This window comes from Lentibacillus persicus (assembly GCF_900112705.1).
Taxonomy (GTDB): Bacteria; Bacillota; Bacilli; order Bacillales; family Amphibacillaceae; genus Lentibacillus; species Lentibacillus persicus.
On the sequence record NZ_FOMR01000004.1, the window covers coordinates 45,366 to 65,946 of the forward strand.

Annotated in this window: 21 protein-coding genes and 1 pseudogene; 5 read left to right on the forward strand and 17 right to left on the reverse strand. The window is 40.7% G+C overall.

The features are described from left to right. Window positions 1–3: 3 nt before the first annotated feature. From BMZ22_RS06385 to BMZ22_RS06415, 8 genes and pseudogenes are all read right to left on the reverse strand, one after another. Window positions 4–1,146: an acyl-CoA dehydrogenase family protein gene (locus BMZ22_RS06385; RefSeq protein ID WP_090083270.1), complete on the reverse strand. Its 1,143-nt coding sequence runs from the start codon at window positions 1,144–1,146 to the stop codon at window positions 4–6. Window positions 1,147–1,201: 55 nt separating this feature from the next. After that, window positions 1,202–1,684 (reverse strand): TetR-type transcription factor C-terminal domain-containing protein, encoded by a 483-nt coding sequence (locus BMZ22_RS06390; protein ID WP_483867497.1) that lies wholly within the window; start codon window positions 1,682–1,684, stop codon window positions 1,202–1,204. A 12-nt stretch (window positions 1,685–1,696) separates the two neighbouring features. Beyond that, window positions 1,697–1,840, reverse strand: a pseudogene (locus tag BMZ22_RS17500) (TetR/AcrR family transcriptional regulator); the annotation flags it as partial. A 137-nt stretch (window positions 1,841–1,977) separates the two neighbouring features. Next, the gene (gene parC, locus BMZ22_RS06395) at window positions 1,978–4,428 is read right to left on the reverse strand and encodes a DNA topoisomerase IV subunit A (protein WP_090083274.1); all 2,451 of its coding nucleotides are present in this window, start codon (window positions 4,426–4,428) and stop codon (window positions 1,978–1,980) included. Between the two features lie 36 nt (window positions 4,429–4,464). Continuing rightward, a complete protein-coding gene (gene parE / locus BMZ22_RS06400; protein WP_090083276.1) occupies window positions 4,465–6,420 on the reverse strand; it encodes a DNA topoisomerase IV subunit B in 1,956 nt (651 codons plus the stop codon). 205 nt (window positions 6,421–6,625) lie between these two features. Next, window positions 6,626–7,039: a CoA-binding protein gene (locus tag BMZ22_RS06405; protein ID WP_090083278.1), complete on the reverse strand. Its 414-nt coding sequence runs from the start codon at window positions 7,037–7,039 to the stop codon at window positions 6,626–6,628. Window positions 7,040–7,053: 14 nt separating this feature from the next. Then, window positions 7,054–8,580 (reverse strand): ABC transporter permease/substrate-binding protein, encoded by a 1,527-nt coding sequence (locus tag BMZ22_RS06410; protein ID WP_090083280.1) that lies wholly within the window; start codon window positions 8,578–8,580, stop codon window positions 7,054–7,056. Continuing rightward, window positions 8,580–9,647 (reverse strand): ABC transporter ATP-binding protein, encoded by a 1,068-nt coding sequence (locus BMZ22_RS06415; RefSeq protein ID WP_090083283.1) that lies wholly within the window; start codon window positions 9,645–9,647, stop codon window positions 8,580–8,582. Before BMZ22_RS06415 ends, BMZ22_RS06410 begins: the two co-directional genes overlap by 1 nt. A 170-nt stretch (window positions 9,648–9,817) precedes the next feature. Between BMZ22_RS06415 and plsY the strand changes: the two genes are divergently transcribed. From plsY to BMZ22_RS06435, 4 genes are all read left to right on the forward strand, one after another. After that, on the forward strand, window positions 9,818–10,399 hold the full coding sequence (plsY, locus tag BMZ22_RS06420) for a glycerol-3-phosphate 1-O-acyltransferase PlsY (RefSeq protein WP_090083286.1): 582 nt from the start codon (window positions 9,818–9,820) through the stop codon (window positions 10,397–10,399). An 89-nt stretch (window positions 10,400–10,488) separates the two neighbouring features. After that, window positions 10,489–11,427: a GTP cyclohydrolase FolE2 gene (folE2, locus tag BMZ22_RS06425; RefSeq protein ID WP_090083289.1), complete on the forward strand. Its 939-nt coding sequence runs from the start codon at window positions 10,489–10,491 to the stop codon at window positions 11,425–11,427. A gap of 5 nt (window positions 11,428–11,432) precedes the next feature. Next, on the forward strand, window positions 11,433–11,666 hold the full coding sequence (gene yidD / locus BMZ22_RS06430) for a membrane protein insertion efficiency factor YidD (protein WP_090083949.1): 234 nt from the start codon (window positions 11,433–11,435) through the stop codon (window positions 11,664–11,666). Window positions 11,667–11,682: 16 nt separating this feature from the next. Then, entirely contained in the window at window positions 11,683–11,967 is a 285-nt protein-coding gene (locus BMZ22_RS06435) for a HesB/YadR/YfhF family protein (protein WP_090083291.1), read from the forward strand. 60 nt (window positions 11,968–12,027) lie between these two features. Here BMZ22_RS06435 and BMZ22_RS06440 read toward each other — a convergent pair whose 3' ends face one another. The 6 genes from BMZ22_RS06440 to BMZ22_RS06465 form a co-directional block, all read right to left on the reverse strand. After that, complete coding sequence (locus BMZ22_RS06440; RefSeq protein WP_090083293.1) at window positions 12,028–12,327, reverse strand: hypothetical protein; 300 nt, start codon at window positions 12,325–12,327, stop codon at window positions 12,028–12,030. Next, a complete protein-coding gene (locus tag BMZ22_RS06445; protein ID WP_090083295.1) occupies window positions 12,327–12,752 on the reverse strand; it encodes an acyl-CoA thioesterase in 426 nt (141 codons plus the stop codon). The genes BMZ22_RS06440 and BMZ22_RS06445 overlap by 1 nt, the downstream gene beginning before the upstream one ends. Before the next feature lie 121 nt (window positions 12,753–12,873). Beyond that, the gene (gene tlp / locus BMZ22_RS06450) at window positions 12,874–13,098 is read right to left on the reverse strand and encodes a small acid-soluble spore protein Tlp (protein WP_090083297.1); all 225 of its coding nucleotides are present in this window, start codon (window positions 13,096–13,098) and stop codon (window positions 12,874–12,876) included. Between the two features lie 137 nt (window positions 13,099–13,235). Further along, window positions 13,236–13,388 (reverse strand): FbpB family small basic protein, encoded by a 153-nt coding sequence (locus BMZ22_RS06455; protein ID WP_090083951.1) that lies wholly within the window; start codon window positions 13,386–13,388, stop codon window positions 13,236–13,238. A gap of 198 nt (window positions 13,389–13,586) precedes the next feature. After that, a complete protein-coding gene (acnA, locus tag BMZ22_RS06460) occupies window positions 13,587–16,304 on the reverse strand; it encodes an aconitate hydratase AcnA (protein ID WP_090083299.1) in 2,718 nt (905 codons plus the stop codon). Between the two features lie 271 nt (window positions 16,305–16,575). Next, window positions 16,576–17,694 (reverse strand): ATP-binding protein, encoded by a 1,119-nt coding sequence (locus BMZ22_RS06465; protein WP_245745244.1) that lies wholly within the window; start codon window positions 17,692–17,694, stop codon window positions 16,576–16,578. A gap of 249 nt (window positions 17,695–17,943) precedes the next feature. On the opposite strand from BMZ22_RS06465, the gene BMZ22_RS06470 reads away from it, so the two are divergent. Then, window positions 17,944–18,447: a DUF2621 family protein gene (locus BMZ22_RS06470; RefSeq protein ID WP_090083302.1), complete on the forward strand. Its 504-nt coding sequence runs from the start codon at window positions 17,944–17,946 to the stop codon at window positions 18,445–18,447. 82 nt (window positions 18,448–18,529) lie between these two features. Here the strand turns inward: BMZ22_RS06470 and BMZ22_RS06475 are convergent, their stop codons facing one another. The 3 genes from BMZ22_RS06475 to BMZ22_RS06485 form a co-directional block, all read right to left on the reverse strand. Then, a complete protein-coding gene (locus BMZ22_RS06475; protein ID WP_090083304.1) occupies window positions 18,530–19,015 on the reverse strand; it encodes a CcdC family protein in 486 nt (161 codons plus the stop codon). 108 nt (window positions 19,016–19,123) lie between these two features. Continuing rightward, on the reverse strand, window positions 19,124–19,549 hold the full coding sequence (locus BMZ22_RS06480; RefSeq protein WP_090083307.1) for a Na(+)/H(+) antiporter subunit B: 426 nt from the start codon (window positions 19,547–19,549) through the stop codon (window positions 19,124–19,126). 87 nt (window positions 19,550–19,636) lie between these two features. Continuing rightward, window positions 19,637–20,344: a cytochrome c biogenesis CcdA family protein gene (locus BMZ22_RS06485; protein ID WP_090083309.1), complete on the reverse strand. Its 708-nt coding sequence runs from the start codon at window positions 20,342–20,344 to the stop codon at window positions 19,637–19,639. Window positions 20,345–20,581 lie beyond the last annotated feature (237 nt).

Sequence of the window (20,581 nt, forward strand, 5' to 3'; positions counted from 1 at the left end):
TTTTCAGCACCCCAATTGTCTTGCAATTACCATGCGTTGGACCTCGGATGTACCTTCTCCGATTTCAAGCAGTTTGGCATCCCGTAAAAATCGTTCGACTTCATACTCCCGCATATAACCGTAGCCCCCATGAATTTGAACGGCTTGATTGGCAGCTCTGAAAGCTGTTTCTGTTGCATAAAGTTTCGCGTAAGCCGCTTCCTTTGAAAATGGTTTCTCGTTATCTTTCAGCCAGGCAGCTTTATAAACCATATTCCGGGCGAGCTCAACTTCCATAGCCATATCCGCCAATTTGAACTGGATAGCTTGAAAATCTGAAATTGGTTTACCAAATTGTTTACGTTCTTTCGCATAATTGAGCGCTTTATCAAGCGATCCCTGAGCAATCCCCAGTCCCAACGCTGCGATTGATATTCTGCCCCCGTCTAACGTATACAAAAATTGATTGAAACCTTTTTGTGGATCGCCAAGCAAGTTTTTCTTAGGCACGCGGACATCGTTCAAAACAATCTCGGCTGTATCAGACCCGCGCACACCCATCTTATCGTAATCACTGGTGATGGTAAGGCCTTCTGAATCTGTTGGCACAATGATCGCAGAGATAATATTTTTCCCTTTGTCATTTTTACCTGTTACTGCTGTCACAATAATTGTTTTGGCATAGCTGGCATTGGTGATGAAACATTTCTCCCCATTGATTATATAATCCTCACCATCTTCAGTCGCTGTTGTCTTCGTACCTCCAGCATCTGAGCCGGCATTAGGTTCTGTCAGCCCGAAAGATCCCAGGGCATTCCCTTCTGCCATTGGTTTCAGAAATCTTTCTTTTTGCTCCTCTGTCCCAAAATAATAAATGGGACTGGCTCCAAGTGAAACCGTGGCTGCAAAGCTAAGTCCGGTGCTGCCACATACTTTTGCTACCTCTTCCACAGCAAGGGCATACGAGAGTGTATCACCGCCTGACCCGCCGTATTCTTCCGGGAAAGGAATACCTAAAATCCCTAGTTCACCCATCTTTTCAAAAATGTCGAGCGGAAATTCAGCATTCTTATCAATTTCAATTGCTCTCGGTTTGATTGTTTCCTGTGCGAAATCTCGAACCATTCGCTGTATCATGGCCTGCTCTTTGGTCAGTTCGAAATCCATGAAAGGCCCCCTTTTTATTAAGACCGACTAGTTGGTCTGTTTTGATTATAAAAAATTACTCTCCCAAGTCCTTTTTGACACTTTCAATCAATTGTTCACGATATGTAACCCCATTATTTGAATCCGGTTTCATAACTGCCCTTAAAATTAAATCAACATATATTGACCCGATTTCTTCTATACTCTTCGCCCCGGAATCTTTATACCATTTATACGTCCAATTAACCATCCCCAAAATTCCCATCGCTGTGATTTCTACTTGTAAATCATCGCGAAACACGCCTGTTTTCTTGCCCTCATGCACCGCGTTTATCATGATCTGTTTAAACTGATCGCGTTTTTTCTTGATACTTACTTCGTATTCCGGTTTCAGATAAATATTTTCCTGATAAAATACCGAAATATGCGCTTTGTATATCCCAAATGTTTTTACGAAATCTTTAATAATCGCCTGCAGTTTTTTTATTGGATCAGAGTACGTGTCATTGGCAATAGTGGCTTTTTCGAGTGCATAGGTAATGAATTCATCATGAATCACAAACAGCAATTCATCTTTGGAAGTGAAATGGTGATAAAACCCCCCTTTGGAGGTACCTGTCTTTTCGACAATTTGATTGACTGTGACACCATGAAACCCATACTTTTCAAATAGAATTAATGACTGTTCGATAATTTGCTCTCGAAGTTGCGTTATAGAACCCTCCTTTCAAAATACACTTATACTATATCATATTTTTCTGAATTTACAAAGAAAAAATAATACAGACAGCAACTTCATAAGCGTACTGTCTGTATTCAGATTTTCATCCCTGGGATTGTCTGCGGGGATACTTAGCTTTGGTCCCCATCAAAAGGTTTTTCATAAGCCGGTATTTTCCAAACTTCCGTCACCTCTCCCTGATTATCACTGTCAATGAGGAAGGATCCATTGCTATAACGATCACTCACCGATAGTTCAAGCGGGAAGAAGCTGTGCAGCTCGTTATTATGTGTTTTAAAACAGATTGTATCATTGTCGCTTACAGCATAAAGACCAACGAGACGATGTGCTTTATTTTTTAATTCTCTGAGCATAATCTGTCCTCGTTTGGCACGACTTGATTTCTCAAAGCTTTTAAGTTTCATTTGTTTAGCTGCACCCCGGTGAGTAACAACGACAATTGACGGTTCAGACCATTCATCGAACACCTGACCATTGACAACATATTCACCATCTTTGAGTTTTAGAGCTTTTACACCTACTGCACGCTGACCGACGACAGAGATTTCCGATTCATGATACCATAAACCAGCTCCGGTGTTGGAACCTATAAACACATCTGAGTTTCCCTTCGTTTTATAAACACCGACTACTTCATCGTCATTTTTCAAGTTTAAAGCAACTAACGCTCTGGAGTAACGCTGTGCTTTGTACAGGGTAAGATTGCTTCGTTTGACCATCCCATTCCTGGTAAAGAAAATAAGATACGCATTTTCCTGAAATGAGCGTACCGGAATGCTTTGGATAATTCGCTCATCCCGATCAATCGACACGAGATTGGAGATGTGCTGGCCGACATCCTTCCATCTGATGTCGGGCAATTCATGGATCGGCAAATAAATATATTTTCCTTTGCTTGTAAACAACAGAACTTGATCAGTCGTATTTAATTCAAGCAAGGAAACCAGGTAATCATCATCCTTAATACCGGGATCGTCACCGTTGGAAGCGCCATATGATCTAAGGCTTGTACGCTTGACGTAACCGTCTCTTGTTACAGAGACCACCACATCTTCACTTGCCACAGTTACTTCAATATCGATTGTTAACGCCTCAATTTCATTTTCAATCACTGTTTGTCGTTCGTCAGAGAACGCTCGTTTCACCGCTCTCAGTTCTTTTTTAATATGTTGAAACAGTTTCCTATCACTTGAGAGCAATGTTTCCAATTGGTCTATCTGCTTTTCCAGTTCACTCGCTTCCCTCTCAAGTGCTGTAACGTCTGTATTGGTCAATCGGTATAATTGGAGTGTCACGATAGCTTCTGCTTGTGCTTCAGAAAACGCATAAGCGTGAATGATTCGCTTTTTGGCATCTTGTTTATCTTTGGAAGCACGAATGGTTGCTATCAGTTCATCTAATATGGAAACAGCTTTGATAAGACCTTCAACAATGTGCGACCTTTTCTTTGCTTTATTCAGATCAAACACCGTTTGCCGGGTAACAACGTCTTTTTGGTGAGCAATGTAGGAATCAAGAATCTGAGGTAATGACAACTGTTTAGGTGTCTTATCTTTAATCGCTACCATGTTAAAGTTATAAGTTACTTGCAAATCAGAGTTCTTATACAAATACTTTAATACACCTTCACTGCTCGCACCTTTCTTCAGTTCAATAACAACACGAAGCCCTGTGCGGTCTGTTTCATCACGCACTTCGGCGATACCTTCCACCTTTTTATCAATCCGCATTTCATCAATTTTTTTGACCATGTTAGCTTTGTTCACGTCATATGGAATTTCATCGATCACAATCTGTTGCCTGCCGCCGCGAATATCCTCAATAAATGCTCTTCCGCGAACGACAATTCTTCCTTTTCCGGTTTCATATGCTTTTCGAATACCATCAATACCTTGTATAGTTCCACCTGTCGGAAAATCAGGTCCTTTTATTACTTGCATAAGTTCATCAACTGTAACTGCTGGTTTATCAATTTTTTTAATGACCGCATCTATAACTTCAGCAAGATTGTGTGGTGGTATATCTGTCGCATAACCGGCCGAAATGCCCGTTGATCCATTTACAAGCAAATTCGGGTATTTAGCAGGAAGAACAACAGGTTCGTTGATCGTATCATCAAAATTTGGGACCCAATCAACTGTTTCTTTATTAATATCCCGAAGCAGTTCAGAGGCGATTTTTGATAATCTTGCTTCAGTATAACGCATAGCAGCCGGTGGATCCCCATCAATACTGCCATTGTTTCCATGCATTTCAACGAGGCTGTTGCGAACTTTCCACTCCTGACTCAGCCGTACCATGGCATCGTAAACCGACGTGTCACCATGGGGGTGATAATTCCCGATCACTGTACCAACTGTTTTGGCTGATTTTCGGAAATTTTTATCATACGTATTATTTTCTTCATTCATAGCATAAAGAATTCTTCGCTGAACAGGTTTGAGCCCGTCACGGGCATCCGGGAGCGCCCTTTCCTGAATGATATATTTACTGTATCTTCCAAACCTGTCACCCAGGACCTCTTCAAGTGGAAGATCCAAAAAATTCTCAGCTTCTGCCAAGCCAATCCCCCCTAAAACAATGTTACTGTGCTTTACCTATTGCTCCGATTGAATTTTATCATTTTCAAGTATATTGGCATCATCCGCCATTCCAAATTCAACATGTCCTTCAATCCATTTTCGGCGGGGTTCAACTTTGTCACCCATTAATGTTGTTACCCGTCGTTCTGCGCGGGCAAGATCATCAATTGTCACTCTTACCAGTGTCCGTGTTTCCGGATTCATGGTTGTTTCCCACAACTGATCGGCATTCATCTCGCCAAGACCTTTGTAGCGCTGAATAATATAGCCATTTTTAAATTCATCAGTGGCTTCTTTCATCTCATCATCATTCCAGGCATAGACGGTTTTTTCTTTTTTGCCTTTCCCTTTTGTTATTTTATACAACGGAGGAAGCGCAATGTAAACCATCCCCGCTTCAACAAGCGGTCGCATATAACGATAGAAAAAGGTTAAAAGCAATACTTGTATATGTGCACCATCTGTATCGGCATCAGTCATAATCACGACCTTATCGTATTGAACATCTTTCAGATCAAAGTCACCGCCCACGCCGGCACCGATGGTATTAACAATCGTTGAAATCTCTTCGTTTTTTAAAATGTCCTGCATTTTAGCTTTTTCCGTATTGATTACTTTTCCCCTGAGCGGCAGGATCGCCTGGAATTTACGATCGCGGCCTTGTTTGGCTGAACCGCCGGCAGAATCACCTTCGACCAAATAAAGTTCGTTTTTTTTCGGGTTCTTTGACTGAGCCGGAGTCAATTTACCGCTTAACAAAGAATCTTTACGCTTTTTCTTTTTACCTGATCTCGATTCTTCTCTTGCTTTACGTGCCGCTTCACGTGCTTCCTTTGCCTTCATTGCTTTGCGGATCAGCATACCGGCAGTCTCGGGGTTTTCTTCCAAAAAGTAGGAAAGCTTTTCAGACACGACACCGTCAACTGCTGACCGGGCTTCTGGTGTTCCCAGTTTATCTTTTGTCTGTCCTTCAAATTGCAGCATTTCTTCAGGAATACGGACTGAGACGATAGCAGTAAATCCTTCCCGTATATCGGATCCTTCCAGATTTTTGTCCTTATCTTTAAGAAAAGCGTTCTTCCTGGCATAATCATTAAAAATTCGCGTGACCGCTGTACGTGCACCTGATTCGTGCGTGCCGCCATCTTTTGTACGTACATGGTTGACAAAAGACAGAATGCTTTCAGAAAAACCATCATTAAACTGAAATGCAAAATCAACTTCGATCCCCTGCTGTTCACCTTCAAACGAGACAACATCGTGCAACCCATCTTTTTCCTCGTTTAAATATGCCACGAAGGATTCAAGTCCATCCGGAAACCGGTATTCCTCCGTTACTTGTTCCCTTTCATCTGTCAGTTCAATTGTTAGGCCTTTTAGCAAAAATGCTGATTCTCTGAGCCGTTCAGACAACGTTTCAAAGTTATAGACTGTTGAGACAAATATAGCAGGGTCAGGTTTGAAGTGGATCCGGGTTCCTTTTTTATTCGTTTTACCGGCTTTTTCCAGCGGTGTTACAGATTTACCATTTTCAAATCGCTGGTGATATTTAAAACCTTCTCGGTAAATGGTTACTTCCAGCCATTCAGACAAACCATTTACAACGGAAGCACCTACACCATGAAGACCGCCGCTTGTTTTATAGCCGCCCTGTCCAAACTTACCGCCGGCGTGCAATACAGTGAAAATAACTTCAGTTGTCGGTTTGCCGCTCGAATGAACGCCAGTTGGAATACCTCGGCCTGAATCAGTCACAGAGATACTATTATCCTTATGTACGGTAACATTTATTACTGATCCGTAACCGGCTAAAGCTTCATCAACAGCGTTATCAACAATTTCAAAAACTAAGTGATGAAGCCCTCGCTGATCAGTGCTGCCGATATACATTCCCGGTCTTTTTCTGACGGCATCAAGCCCTTCAAGTACCTGAATTGAATCATCTGTATATTGTAAAGATTCCTTAACCATGCAGCCTGACTCCTCTCTTTTTTCCTAGCATACAAATACATCATCGATTATCTCAATAATAGAACAGATGTTTGCAAAAGTAAAATTTTAATTTTTATCCTGTTGAAACAAAGCCGATATAACCGCAATACACGTTTATAAGTATACTATAAGTTTACGGAAGTACAAAAAAAGAATGACCGGTTAAGGCCATTCAGTTTTTATTTTAAACAAGTATACTGTGTGCTACCTTAATGCACATATCCATCATGACAGTAAATCCACGCTCTTTCAAGTAGTCATATGCTTCCTGATTAATAACACCCTGCTGGGCCCAAAAGACTCGACAATTCGTCTGCGAAGCGTCTTTGGCAATGTCGGGCAAATATTCAGATCGGCGGAAAACATTGATAATATCAATGCTTTCCTTAACATCTGTTAAAGTGTCGTATGCTTTTTCTCCCAATACTTCATCCACTTTAGGATTGACTGGTATTATAGTGTAGCCTTGTTCCTGCATAATTTTTGAAATCTGATATGATGTGCGTTCCGGATTATCACTCAAGCCCACCACTGCAATTGTATTCGCTGATTCCAATACCGCTTTAACGGTTTCATTAGATGGATTTTCCCATGTCATTTATAAAACCTCCTTTAATTTTCGATAAGACCTTCTCCGACAAGGTAATCACGAGCCACAGCCGCCGGCTCTCTATCTTCGGAATCGACTGCATAATTCATTTGTCTCATCGCTTTATCGGATATTTTCCCGCTGAGTTGATTCAAAATTTCTTCCAGTTCCGGATACTTATCAAGGGTATCTTGGCGCATTAACGGAGCACCTTGGTACGGCGGGAAAAGGTTCTCCGGGTCATCCAGCGTTATCAAATCTAATTCAACCATATAACTGTCTGTTGCGTAAGCATCGATAACGTCGACTTCACCATTAGCTAACGCGTCTTCACGGATTCCCGGCTCCATTGTCCGGACATTGGCTATATCTAAACCATAAATGTCCTGCATACCGACATAGCCATCATACCGGTCTTTAAATTCCAGGGTAAAACCGGCAGTTATGTCATCTTCAAGTTTTTTTAGATCACCGATAGTTTCCAGATTATGTTCCTCTGCATATTCTTGTTTTAAGGCTACAGCATACGTATTGTTGAATGCCATTGGTTCTAACATTATCATACCATATTGTTCTTTCATGCCTTGTCGTGCTTGCTCATAGACTTCACTTTTCTGATTGCTCTGTGCTTCCTGTTCCAGATGGGTGACAATGGCGGTACCGGTGAACTCAGGATAAATATCAATACTGCCATTTTTTAGCGCACTGAACACAAACGCTGTTTTGCCAAGTCCCGGTTCAAGTTTAACCGACAAATCTGTCTCTTCCTCAATAAGATGTTTATACATATTAATTAGAATTGCCGGCTCCGAACCCAGTTTTCCGCCGATTGTAATATCTGCCTGTTTTGCAGGTGAGAAGAAAAACGGTGAAGCAACAATCAAAACGGCTATAACCAGCATCGCTGCAAACGATTTAAAACCCGCTCGCTTCGAAACGCGTTCAAATCCCCGCAAAATAAAATCCAATAAAATTGCTAATAAAGCAGCAGGAACAGCACCGAGAAGAATAAGATTTAAGTCAGCCCCCCGATCAATCCCGAGAAGAATCAACTCACCCAATCCGCCTGCTCCAATTAGCGCTGCGATTGTAGTGGTGCCAACAATTAATACCATTGATGTTCGAATGCCTGCCATTATCACTGGCATAGCAATGGGAAGTTCCACTTTAGCTAACCGTTTAAACGAATTCATGCCCATACCAGTGGCAGCTTCGGTTAATGATGGTTCCACTTCATTAATCCCAGTATAGGTATTACGTAAAATAGGCAATAGGCCATATACGGTCAAAGCAATAATCGCCGGAGTCGTTCCAATGCCAAAAAAAGGGATCAAAAACGCTAGTACTGCAAGACTGGGGATTGTCTGCACGACGGCAGACAATCCGATTATTGCCTCAGCTACGCGCGAGTATCGCGTAAGCAGCAGACCGAGTGGCACCGCAATAACAATAGCAATAATGAGTGATAGCAACGAAACTTGCAAATGCTCCCAGATTGTTTCAACAAGCATGTTTTGTCGGTTTTGAAAAACGGAAATAAACTCACTCATCACTTAATCACCCCATCTTTAGCAGCTGTTTCACGCCTCAAATAAGCGATTATGTCTTTGTAAGTCAGCGTTGCGAGCAGCTTTTTGTCTTTAACAATGGGGTAAACAAGCTGACTGTCTTCCTGTAAGATATCCGCTGCTTTATAAAGCGGCAAATCATTTTCCAGGACTTTTACATCCTTTGTATAAATTCCGTCCTTTACCGCCCCAGCAACCATGTCAGCCTCATTCTTAATAATAAAAAAACCTTCCCGGGGGTAATTATTTTCCTCATACGCATTTAGAGTTATAATGCTTGACGCCGTTTCTTCGGCTATGACATCGACAGCAGTTTGCCATGGTGATTTTCGCTCACCGATAAAGTCTTTGACAAATTGTGTTTTTGGATGCAAAACCAATTGCTGTGGTGTATCAACTTGGATAATCCGACCTTCCTGCATCAAACAAACCTTATCCCCAAGTGCGAGCGCTTCATCAATATCATGCGTCACAAATACAATTGTTTTTCTGATTTTCTGCTGAAGCTCTCTTATATCATACTGCAATTGTTCACGGCTGATTGGATCCAGCGCACTGAATGGCTCGTCCATTAAGATAATACTTGGATCGGCTGCCAGCGCGCGAATAACACCAACACGCTGTTGCTCTCCCCCTGACAATTCATCCGGTCTTCGCTGCATATATACCGATGGGTCAAGTCCGACCATTTCAAGCAGTTCTCTGCTTCGCTCTTGAATCTGGCTTCGCTTCCATTTTTTCATTTCCGGAACAACAGCAATGTTTTCCTCAACCGTCATATGCGGAAACAAGGCAATCTGTTGTAAAACATAGCCAATATTCCAGCGCAGTTCGTGAATATTATAATCATTGATATTCGAACCATTTATGTAAATTGCGCCTGAGGTAGGTTCGATAAGCCGGTTAACCATTTTCATTGTTGTTGTTTTTCCGCAGCCGCTCGGGCCAATCAATGCAACCAGTTCACCTTCATTTATTTTTAATGAAAAATTTTTAAGTGCTTCAGTGCCATCAGGGTACACTTTTTTTACATCCGTAAATTCGATCATTAAATCTCCCTTTCAACCGAACGTTTCATCTTTTTGATATATGAGCTATTACCCTTAACTATCATTTTAGAAACCCCGTTAGTTCAATTCAATTAATAAAGGTTCTTAGAATCCCAACTTCATGATAAAATGAGACAAAGCTAAAATATGAAGTGAAAGTGGGAAGGATTATGGAATTTCTGATATTCGCAGTACTTGCGTATTTGTTGGGTTCAATCCCGTCAGGTGTAATCGTCGGCAAACTTGGTTACAAAATGGATATTAGAGAGCACGGAAGCGGAAACCTTGGGGCCACGAACACATTTCGAATTTTAGGCGTAAAAGCAGGCATTATTGTCACACTGGCTGATATCCTAAAAGGAACAGCAGCTACAGCACTGCCCCTGTTTTTTGAAGTTGATGTAATGCGGCTTGCCATTGGTTTATTTGCTGTTTTGGGGCATACGTACCCACTGTTTGCAAAATTTAAAGGCGGTAAAGCCGTCGCAACTTCAGGCGGGATTATTTTAGGCATCAATCCCATCCTTTTTGCTGTGATGGTGACATCCTTTCTTCTGACATTGTATATTTCCAAGTATGTCTCATTATCTTCAATCATTACAGGCATAATCGCAGTTATTGTGTCCGTTCTGTTTCAGGATTGGGGTCTCGTCGTTGTGACGGCGGCGTTAACCATTTTTGTGTTTTACCGTCATCGTGATAATATCAAGCGAATAAAAGATAAAACCGAGCCTAAAATAACATGGATGTAGCACAGCGAAGCCAATAAATTGAATCTTTAACGCCATATTTAGTATAATATTATGGTAACAGTTAAATCGGAAGGGGTCACAGATTCGTTATGAATAAAGTTACGTCAATCTCAAAGAAGCAGTTACCGGATAAAGCCCAACGTCATAAACTTTTTGGTTCTGTCGAGCCCGGTCCTAGAACAAAACCCAGCGAGAAAAGCAAAATGGCTGATTTGCAAAATTCAAAAGAAGACTTTTTGTTCGATCTGGATGCAGTAGGAATTGCAAATGTGAAACATCCGATTACAGTTGCAAGCAGCCTAGAGCCAAAAACCCAAACAACGATTGGTACGTTTGAGTTTTCCTCACGTATTGATAAGTCGAGCAAAGGCACCAATATGAGTCGCTTTACCGAACAGCTGCAGTCATTTCATCAAAAGGGATTTATCATAGATATAAAAACACTTAAGCGATTTGCAAAAGATCTGGCCGAACGGCTGGACCAGAAGGATGCGGAAATCAAAGTCAGCTTCCCTTGGTTTTATGAACGGCGTGGACCGCAATCGGATCTTTCCGGAATGAATCATGCCGATATTACAATCCATGTAAACTATGATCGAACAAAAGGCTATACCGTTGAGGCATCGATGTCGGCTTTAATTACGACTCTATGCCCGTGCTCAAAAGAAATCAGTGAATACAGTGCACACAATCAGCGTGGCGAGGTTTCCATGAAGGTTTCCTTGACAGCAGATTTCGAAGAAGAAGCCACCGACTGGAAAGAACTTCTGCTGGAAGCAGCAGAAAGTAACGCCAGTTCACGGCTGCATCCCGTGCTGAAAAGACCAGATGAAAAGATGGTTACTGAGCAGGCATATGAAAATCCGAGATTTGTAGAAGATCTTACGCGTCTTGTTGCAGCTGATTTATATGAGATGCCTTTTGTTGCCAAGTTTCAGGTCAAATGCCGCAACGAAGAATCCATCCATATGCATGATGCTGTTGCTTCTGTAACATATGATAAGCAGCAGGAAAAGTTGGAAGGATGAACGATGTGAAGCATATTTTTATCGGGCTGATTAAATTTTACCAAAAAGCAATCAGCCCCTTTAAACCACCCACATGCCGGTTTTTCCCTACGTGTTCAGAATACGGGCTGCAAGCTTTTCAGCGATTTGGATTTCTTAAAGGGGGCTATCTGACAGTCAAACGCATAAGCAAGTGCCACCCTTTCCATGAAGGCGGTGTGGATCTGGTGCCGGAGAAACGGGATAACCAACAAACTTAGCCAGGGAGTGGTTGATTTGAAATTAAACATTACCAATCAGGCAGCGAAATGGTATAAAGAAGAATTAAATATTGGAGATCAATCTTTTCTGCGATTTTTCGTCCGTTACGGATTCGGCGGACGAATACCCGGATTCTCTTTAGGTATCAGTAATGATACACCAGAAGATATATATGCTTCATGCAATGCAGAAGGCGTTACCTTTTATATAGAAAACAAAGATGCTTGGTATTTTGATGATCAGGATCTGTCAATTACGCTTGATGAGCAAGTGAAAGAACCACAATTTAGTTATAATTAAAAGGCGCTGGCTGAGAATTCCAGCGCCTTTTTGCAATTTATATTACTGCATGATGCCAGTTCACAGGTTAAACTTTTTAATTTGGTCCCACTGTTTTTCTTTTCGTAAAATACTTGCCTGTCTCTCGCCGAACAAGTCGAAATGGGGGTGTTGTTCATCTTGATGAATCCAGTTCGGATGTAAGTTATACTGCGCTCCCCAATCCATTAATTTATTTAAGTCATTACATCCGACTTTTGTCACTGTATCACACCCGGGGAATCGTTCATCAATCCAGTAATGTGTTAAAAAGCTTATTTGACCATTTTTCACATCTCTTTTCCACTTTTGCAGTTCCCTCCGGTTAATACCAAAAGCCATTATGCATCACCGCTTACCTGCCGAAGATACGCCCTATGCCACTCCGGAAAAGCCTTTCTTAATGAGAGCGGGCGAAATGATTTTTTATTAACAATCACATGTTTTGTTGTGCCACTTACAGCAACGTCACCGTCTTCACGAAAAATATTATTGGCGTACACCGTTCGTATGCCGTCATATGATTCAATCCATGTTTCAACAAACGCTTGCTCACCGTAATGGACAGGTTTATTGAAATTGATTTGAGCATCAACTACCGGTGAGACAATATCATTCTTTTCCATATCGGTATATGTAAAGCCAAGACTTTCAATATATTTCGTCCGGCCAATCTCAAACCACACAAGATAATTGGCATGGTAGACCACACCCATTTGATCGGTTTCCTGATATCTTACTTCAACTGGTGTATTTATTTTATGCAATTATGCTTCCCCCTAAGGTCGATTCTCCATTACACATTTTACCACAAATTCATTCAATAGCCGGAATAATTGCATACGATGATAAACCTCAAACCATCATATGATGGTTTGAGGTTTAATATTAGCGATCCGCTTCGTCTTTAATCTCCTGGCGCATACCTTCAATAGCTTCTTCCCGCCGCTTATTTTTGGCTTTGATTTGTTCTTTGTCTTCACCTGAACTGTGTTTCATCGTGTCATGGGATTTCTCGATATTTTGAATCGTGTCCTGAACCATCCCTTGTATTTTTTCCACATTGTCACTGCGGTCGTCCGGTTTAGCTTCATATTTATCCCTGTCCGACATTTCAATCCTCCTTCATTCATTTAAACACACCTTTAAAAGGCGTTTCTCGTTTAATTTTTTACTGAAGCACTGATAATATACAAATTAAAAAGCCTGTTCTGATCAGGCGTGATTTAACCAACAGAACAAGCTTCTACTCACTTGGAAGACTTATTTCCTAAAGAATTATGCATTTTTGTTTCGATATTTTGTTCAATTTTTTCGAGAACAGATTCGTCCTGTAAGATCTGTTTGCGGTTTTCCTGGACCAGTTCATCAAATGAGAGACGTTTTTTTAAAGCGATGGTAATCCACTCCTTTCAAACAGAAAATTTATTACTAAATCCTCTTTTTAAAAGTAGTATTACCAATTCTTTATAGATCTATCCATTTTTTATGATAATTTATCCAGCATTTCGACCATATAATTATATGTCATCATTTTTATTAATAAAAGAAGAAGCCGATACACCCGGCTTGGTGTATCGGCTTTATTTCTTCCATTCTTATTATTGTACTGTGTCGCCAGCTGTTTGCAGCTTATTGCGCAGCACCATTTGTAAAATACCGCCGTGACGGTAATAGTCAACTTCAACATCACTATCGAAACGAGCGATAGCTTGAAACTCAGTTGTTTTTCCATTCGCGTCGACCGCTTTCACGTTAATGCGATCATGTGGTTTAACGTCGCCGTCAACTTCTACATGGAAGGTTTCTTCACCGGTCAACCCAAGTTTATCAGCACTGTCACCTTTTTCAAACTGCAGCGGCAGCACACCCATCATAACTAAGTTTGAGCGGTGAATACGTTCAAAACTCTCCGCTATAACTGTTTTTATGCCAAGCAGATTTGTACCTTTGGCAGCCCAGTCACGGGAAGAACCCATGCCATAGTCTTTACCACCGATAACCATCAACCCGGTACCATCTTCCTGGTACTTCATGGCAGCATCATAAAATGCCATCAGCTCCCCGGTTGGCCAATAAGTTGTGTAGCCACCTTCTTTACCTTGTGCCAGTAAATTACGGATACGGATGTTTGCAAACGTGCCACGCATCATCACTTCATGGTTACCACGGCGCGAACCATATGAATTGAAGTTTCGCGGTGATACACCTTTTTCCTGAAGATATTGACCGGCTGGCATATCTTTGGCAATCGCGCCAGCAGGTGAAATATGGTCAGTGGTTACTGAGTCACCGAACTTGCCGATTACACGCAAGTTATTCAATGAGTCAATTGAACCTGCCTCTCGTGATAACCCCTCAAAGAATGGCGGATTTTGTATATAAGTTGATTCACTGTCCCATTCGAATAATGGTTCATCAGTCGTTTTGATTTCGTTCCATTTTTCATTTGAATCGAATACCTTTTCGTATTCTTTACGGAAGATTTCCGGTTTCACAACAGCTTGAACAGCATCTTTAATATCGTCCATTGATGGCCAGATATCTTGAAGGTAAATTGGTTCACCATCAGCATCAGTTCCCAGCTGTTCTTCGGTTAAATCAAAGTCAACCGATCCGGCCAAAGCATATGCAACAACCAACGGAGGTGAAGCCAGATAGTTTGCTTTAACAAGCGGGTGAATCCGTCCTTCAAAGTTACGGTTACCTGATAAGACTGATGAAACCGTTAAATCACTTTCTTCGATGGCTTTTTCAATTTCTGGACGGAGTGGTCCTGAGTTACCTATGCACGTTGTACATCCATAACCGACCAGATTAAAACCAAGCTCATTCAAGTATTTTTGAAGTCCTGAATCCTCAAGATAGCGCGTAACAACTTTTGAGCCCGGAGCGAGTGATGTTTTGACGTATTCAGGTACTTTCAGGCCTTTTTCGACTGCATTTTTAGCGAGCAGTCCGGCACCAAGCATGACATACGGATTTGATGTATTTGTACAGGAAGTGATCGCTGCGATAGCAAGCGCACCTGTTTTCATTGCAGACGTTTCACCATTTGGATGCTGTACGGTTGCAACTTTGTCGAATTCTGATTTATCCATGCCGAATCCTTGGTTCCCGGAAGGTGCGGTAATAGCTTTGTTAAACTCTTCTTTCATATTTGAAAGCGCAATTAAATCCTGGGGACGTTTAGGACCGGAAAGATTTGGTTCAAGTTCTGACAAGTTAATTTCAACCAGCTCAGTATACTCCGGATCTTCCTGGTCAGGTGAATACCACAAATCGTTTTCTTTGCAATATTTTTCAACCAGGTCAATTTGTTCCTGACTGCGGCCGGTTAAATGCATATAACTCAGTGCTTCTTCGTCAACTGGGAAAAAGCCGCACGTTGCGCCATATTCAGGTGCCATGTTGGATATTGTTGCACGATCAGCAAGCGGCATATCTTTGAGTCCCGGACCGAAATATTCGACAAATTTCCCGACAACGTTTTTCTCCCGCAGCACTTGTGTCACTTTCAATGCAAGGTCAGTCGCTGTTGTTCCCTGAGGGAAACTGCCAGTAAATTTAACGCCAATAACTTCCGGCGCAGGGAAATAAGATGGCTGGCCCAGCATACCTGCTTCAGCTTCGATACCACCTACGCCCCATCCCAGGACACCAAGGCCGTTAATCATTGTCGTATGTGAGTCTGTGCCGACCAGTGTATCAGGAAACGCATCATAAGTACCATCATCGTTTTCCAAACCGTGCACCACGTTAGCAATATACTCGAGGTTCACCTGATGGACGATACCTGTTGCGGGCGGCACCGCGCGATAATTATCAAACGCTTTTTGTGCCCAGTGTAAGAATTCATAACGTTCCATATTCCGTTCAAATTCAAGTTCCATGTTAGCTTGCAATGCATTTGGGGTGCCATATTGGTCAACTTGTACCGAGTGGTCAATAACCAAGTCCACCGGTACCTCCGGATTTATCTTATCCGGCTCGCCCCCCATATCAACCATAGCCTTCCTGAGTGAAGCCAGATCCACTACAGCTGGTACACCGGTGAAATCCTGAAGAATTACCCGGGAAGGTTTAAAGGGAACATCGGCGTTAATATCGTTCTTTTTGCCCCATTTTGACAGTGATTCAATATGCTCATCCTTAATGACATGACCGTCTTTCTGACGCATGAGCGATTCAAGCAATACACGTACAGAATATGGCAGACGGGAAACATTTCCAAGGTTGGCATTTTCAATGGCTTTTAACTGATAGTAATTATACGTTTTGCCATTCAATTCAAACTGTTTTTTTGCATCAATACCCATAAAAGCTGTAACTCCCCTCTTTCATCATTTCTAAAACAGCATGCTTATTCAATAAAATCCCAGATTCCAGCGGTAACTCATAATTTGACCCGGGATCTTTCACGCAGATAAATTTAACTAACATTATCTGCAATAAGTCTCTACAACTATATATTATAGGAAATGATTCTATAAGACAATCGTTATACAGTAGAAATAATATATTAATAAATTATTAAATGTGATAAATTTTACTTATATGTATGTGTTGACCAATAGAATTAAACTTATCTCAAGGGGTCGGCAAAATTACTCTGAATGTGCTCCCTAAGGTTTTATTGCGCAATGCTTCAAGTTTTCCGCCATGACGTTCGAGAATGTGTCTTGTAATCATCAGACCAAGTCCTGTACCATTTTGCTTCGTTGTAAAAAAAGGTTCTCCCAATTTAGTCATGATTTCATCAGGTATTCCTGTTCCTTCATCAATGATATCAATATAAATTTCATTGTTTTTAAGATAATTGTTGATTGTGATTGACCCTGGTCTATCCATCGCTTCAATTGCATTTTTAAGAAGATTTATAAAAACCTGCTTGAGTTGTGAGCGATCACATATAACGCTCTGCCCATTATGTTGTTCCCACAACAGTATAATATTTTTCAGCTTGGCTTGGGGGGCCAGTAATGTTACAACATCATTAATCATTTCAGACACGTTCTCTATCTTTTTATAATCAGTCATTGGCTTCGAAATGAACAATAATTCAGATGTGATTTTTTCAATCTTTTCAATTTCATCAACCATGATCTTATAATATTCCTCTTCACGGTTCACTCCAGCCTGTAAGAGCTGTAAGAAGCCTTTTATTGATGTGAGCGGGTTGCGTATTTCATGCGCAATGCCCGCTGCAAGTTGACCGGCTACGGACAATTGTTCGGATCTGGCCATCAGCTCTTCGGCATCTCTTTTATCTGTAATATCTTTTGTCGCTGATACATAATACTTATTGCCGTTGGCATCTTCAATAGCTGTTACTTTGTTTTCAGTCCACACGCTTTCACCGGTGAAATCCCTTACTTTTAGATGAAAGGTTTGGTTAATATTTTGGGTGAGTTTAAGACTGTTTTTAATGTACGAGGTGGCTGACGGAGGAATCCAATCATACCATTTTGTACCAAGCATTTCAGAGATGGGATAGCCCAGTATTTCCTCCGCTGTTTTTGATATATATAAAGCTGTACCGTCTAAGCCCCATAAAACGATAAACCCTGTCATATTTTGATCCATCCACTTGAAAACGGAAGAAGGTAATGAAGCAAGATTATAAAATTCGTGGAGGTTTTGAGGTATAGTGGAACGGTGTTCATTTTCCCTGGAATCTGTTGGTCCGTTTAGGTAGTTGTTGTCCATTCTTCACCCTCCCTGCTGTTTATGTTAACCATTCATATGACAAATTTAACGAAGATATGCTAATATATGTATAAATCAGTCGATATAACCAACTTAAATTATAATACAGATTTAATTAGTGTAAAATTTTTTCTATTCGACATATATCATTTTATCAATATGGATAGATACTATAATAGCCCAAAAAAAATAAAAATTAAAGGAAATTATTACTAAATTATAAATTACAAAAGCAAAATAGGTGATTCTATGGCAATGATAGACGATCTTTTCATCATTTTTTGGGGATTTTTGATGATCAGCTTAATGGGGATTGGCGGCTATTTTATGTTCCGTAAATTCCTGAAACAGCTTCCTAAAGAAGATGGCCGTTCAAATATGGACTGGGAAGAGTATTATGTGAACCAAACCATCGATATGTGGCAAGAAAATGAAAAATCCATGCTTGAAGAGTTAGTTTCTCCCGTTCCAGAATTATTCAGAGATGTGGCCAGGCATAAAATTGCAGGGAAAATTGGCGAAATTGCTTTAAAAAAGGAAAATAAAGAGATTACACAGGAAACACTTATTGAAGGCTATATCTTAGCAACCCCCAAAAGAGACCATAAATTTTTAAGAAAGAAACTAAAAGAAAAAGAAATTGATGTCAAACCTTATGAGCATCTATTTGAATTATCCCGCAGCAATTATGCTGATAATTGGAAGTCGCGTTATAAAAAAATGGCATCTGACAAGTCACTTCGCTCCAAATAAGAAGTTATTCTGCATTTTTGCACTATATAAAAAGGCAGCCCCTTAAATAAGATGAGGCTGCCTTTTATATATCTGTTTTCAGTTACGCACGTATATCTTCACTTACTTCCAGCTTTTTTTCAAGTTTTTTAAACTTATACAGCATGGCCAGACGCCATGTTACGATCATACCAAAAGCAAGGAGAAAAAACATACCGCTCGTTTCTCCAAACGAAATCGTTGACCCAATCGCCAGTTTAACCATCGTCCTGATAAATAGCAGCCCAAATAAAATAAAAACAAACGCTTTCGATGGAATAAGGTATATATGCTGCTCTTTCACTTCAAATTTTGATGTTTTGATTAAAAAGATAGAGAATATAACACCGATAACGATGGCTTCCAACACTTGCAAAATGTTTACACGAAATACAGGAAATAAAAACATAAATGCGCCTGTACTCATAAACAGCGGCGGCAATATAATTTTTTTAACAGATGCCGGTTTCCTGGAAGCTTTCAACCGTATGAAAATCATCGTAATCGCCATTATAGTGGCGACGATGGTACTTGCTATCAGCCAAAACATTCTTTACCAACTCTTTCTCTTATCAGTCCGTGCATATTATTACAGTAATACAAGGCTATATTTAATTTAACCGCTCGGTGTGGAATTCGTTCATTTTCCTAATCGTTTTTACTGGTCTTCAGCAATTGATAAAATAATGGTCATCGTAACACCAAAAACTGTCAAATAAACACCTAAATCAAACAGCATTGCTGTAGCCAGTTCCAGCTCCCCTAAGACCGGAAAATGAAAATAGCCGAACGTTTGTGATAGAAATGGCTGTTGAAACAGAAAAGAACCTATACCTGTTGCTGTTGCAATCAACAGCCCAAGCGGAGCCATTTTCTTATAGTTAAACGGCAGAATCTTCTCTAGTAAGTTTGTCCCGTACGCCATATACATCAGGACGATTGCAGCTGAGGTCATCAATCCGCCAATAAATCCGCCACCGGGGGAGTTATGACCTGCAAATAATAAATAGATTGAAAAACCCAACAGTATAAAAGCGATTATTGATGTCGTCGTGCGCAAAATAAGATTGTTTGGTCTATCCATTTTAGTTACTACTCCTTTATTTCTTTGAACCCGCTCTCATGTTGAATTCATTATAACATATTGCGAATATGAAATTCATCCGGCGTCTTAAAAACCTGAAAACCCAAACAAACTTGCCAGAAATGCAGTTAAATCAGCCATCCAGTCAAAATATAAAGCGATCCCCATGAACACCATGATATAACCGCCAATTTTGGTTAGTTTAGCACTATTCCGTCTGATCCATTTCATTTTTCCGACAAAAAAAGATAATACAAGAAATGGTATAGAAAAACCAAGGATATAACTTATCATCATTACCATACCCAAATCAGGATTGGTAGCAGCCAGTGAAATGACAATCACTAATATTGGCCCCATACAAGGTGTCCACCCCAACGAGAAGGCCAGCCCGATAATAAAGGACCCAAAAAAACCGGCTGGACGGTTTTTAAACGTGATTTTCCGGTCTTTCATGAGAAATTTAAAATTAAAAACGCCTACAATAACAAGTCCAAAAAATACAATCAGTATAGCACCGACCTGCCTGATAATGTCTTTGTTGGCTTGCAGGAATTCTGAAATAAAGGACGTACCGAATCCGAGCATGATAAAAACCATTGAAAAACCAAACAGGAAGAAAATCGTATGTAGTAAACTTTTTCTGGTGAGCATTTTATTTTCTTCTTTTAGCTCATTTACACTCATACCGGTTATATACGAAAGAAAAGCTGGATATAACGGCAATACACATGGCGAGATAAATGACAATAGTCCCGCACCAAAAGCTATGAAGACATTAATTTCTTCTGACATGTTCCGCCTCCTACTTTAAGCCTTGCACCTATCTTATCAGATGCATGCAACACAGACTGAATCCCATTTTGACAATACAGTGAAACTTCAATCAGTGGGCGTATTTTCCCACTGATTAGGGGAACAAAGGCTAAGTGCGCCACCTCCTGTGGCAACGCCTTTGTGACCTGCATCCTGCAGGCCCGAACCGAATCGGACATTTACTGGCAGTGTCTTCCGTTTTTTGGAAGACTAGTG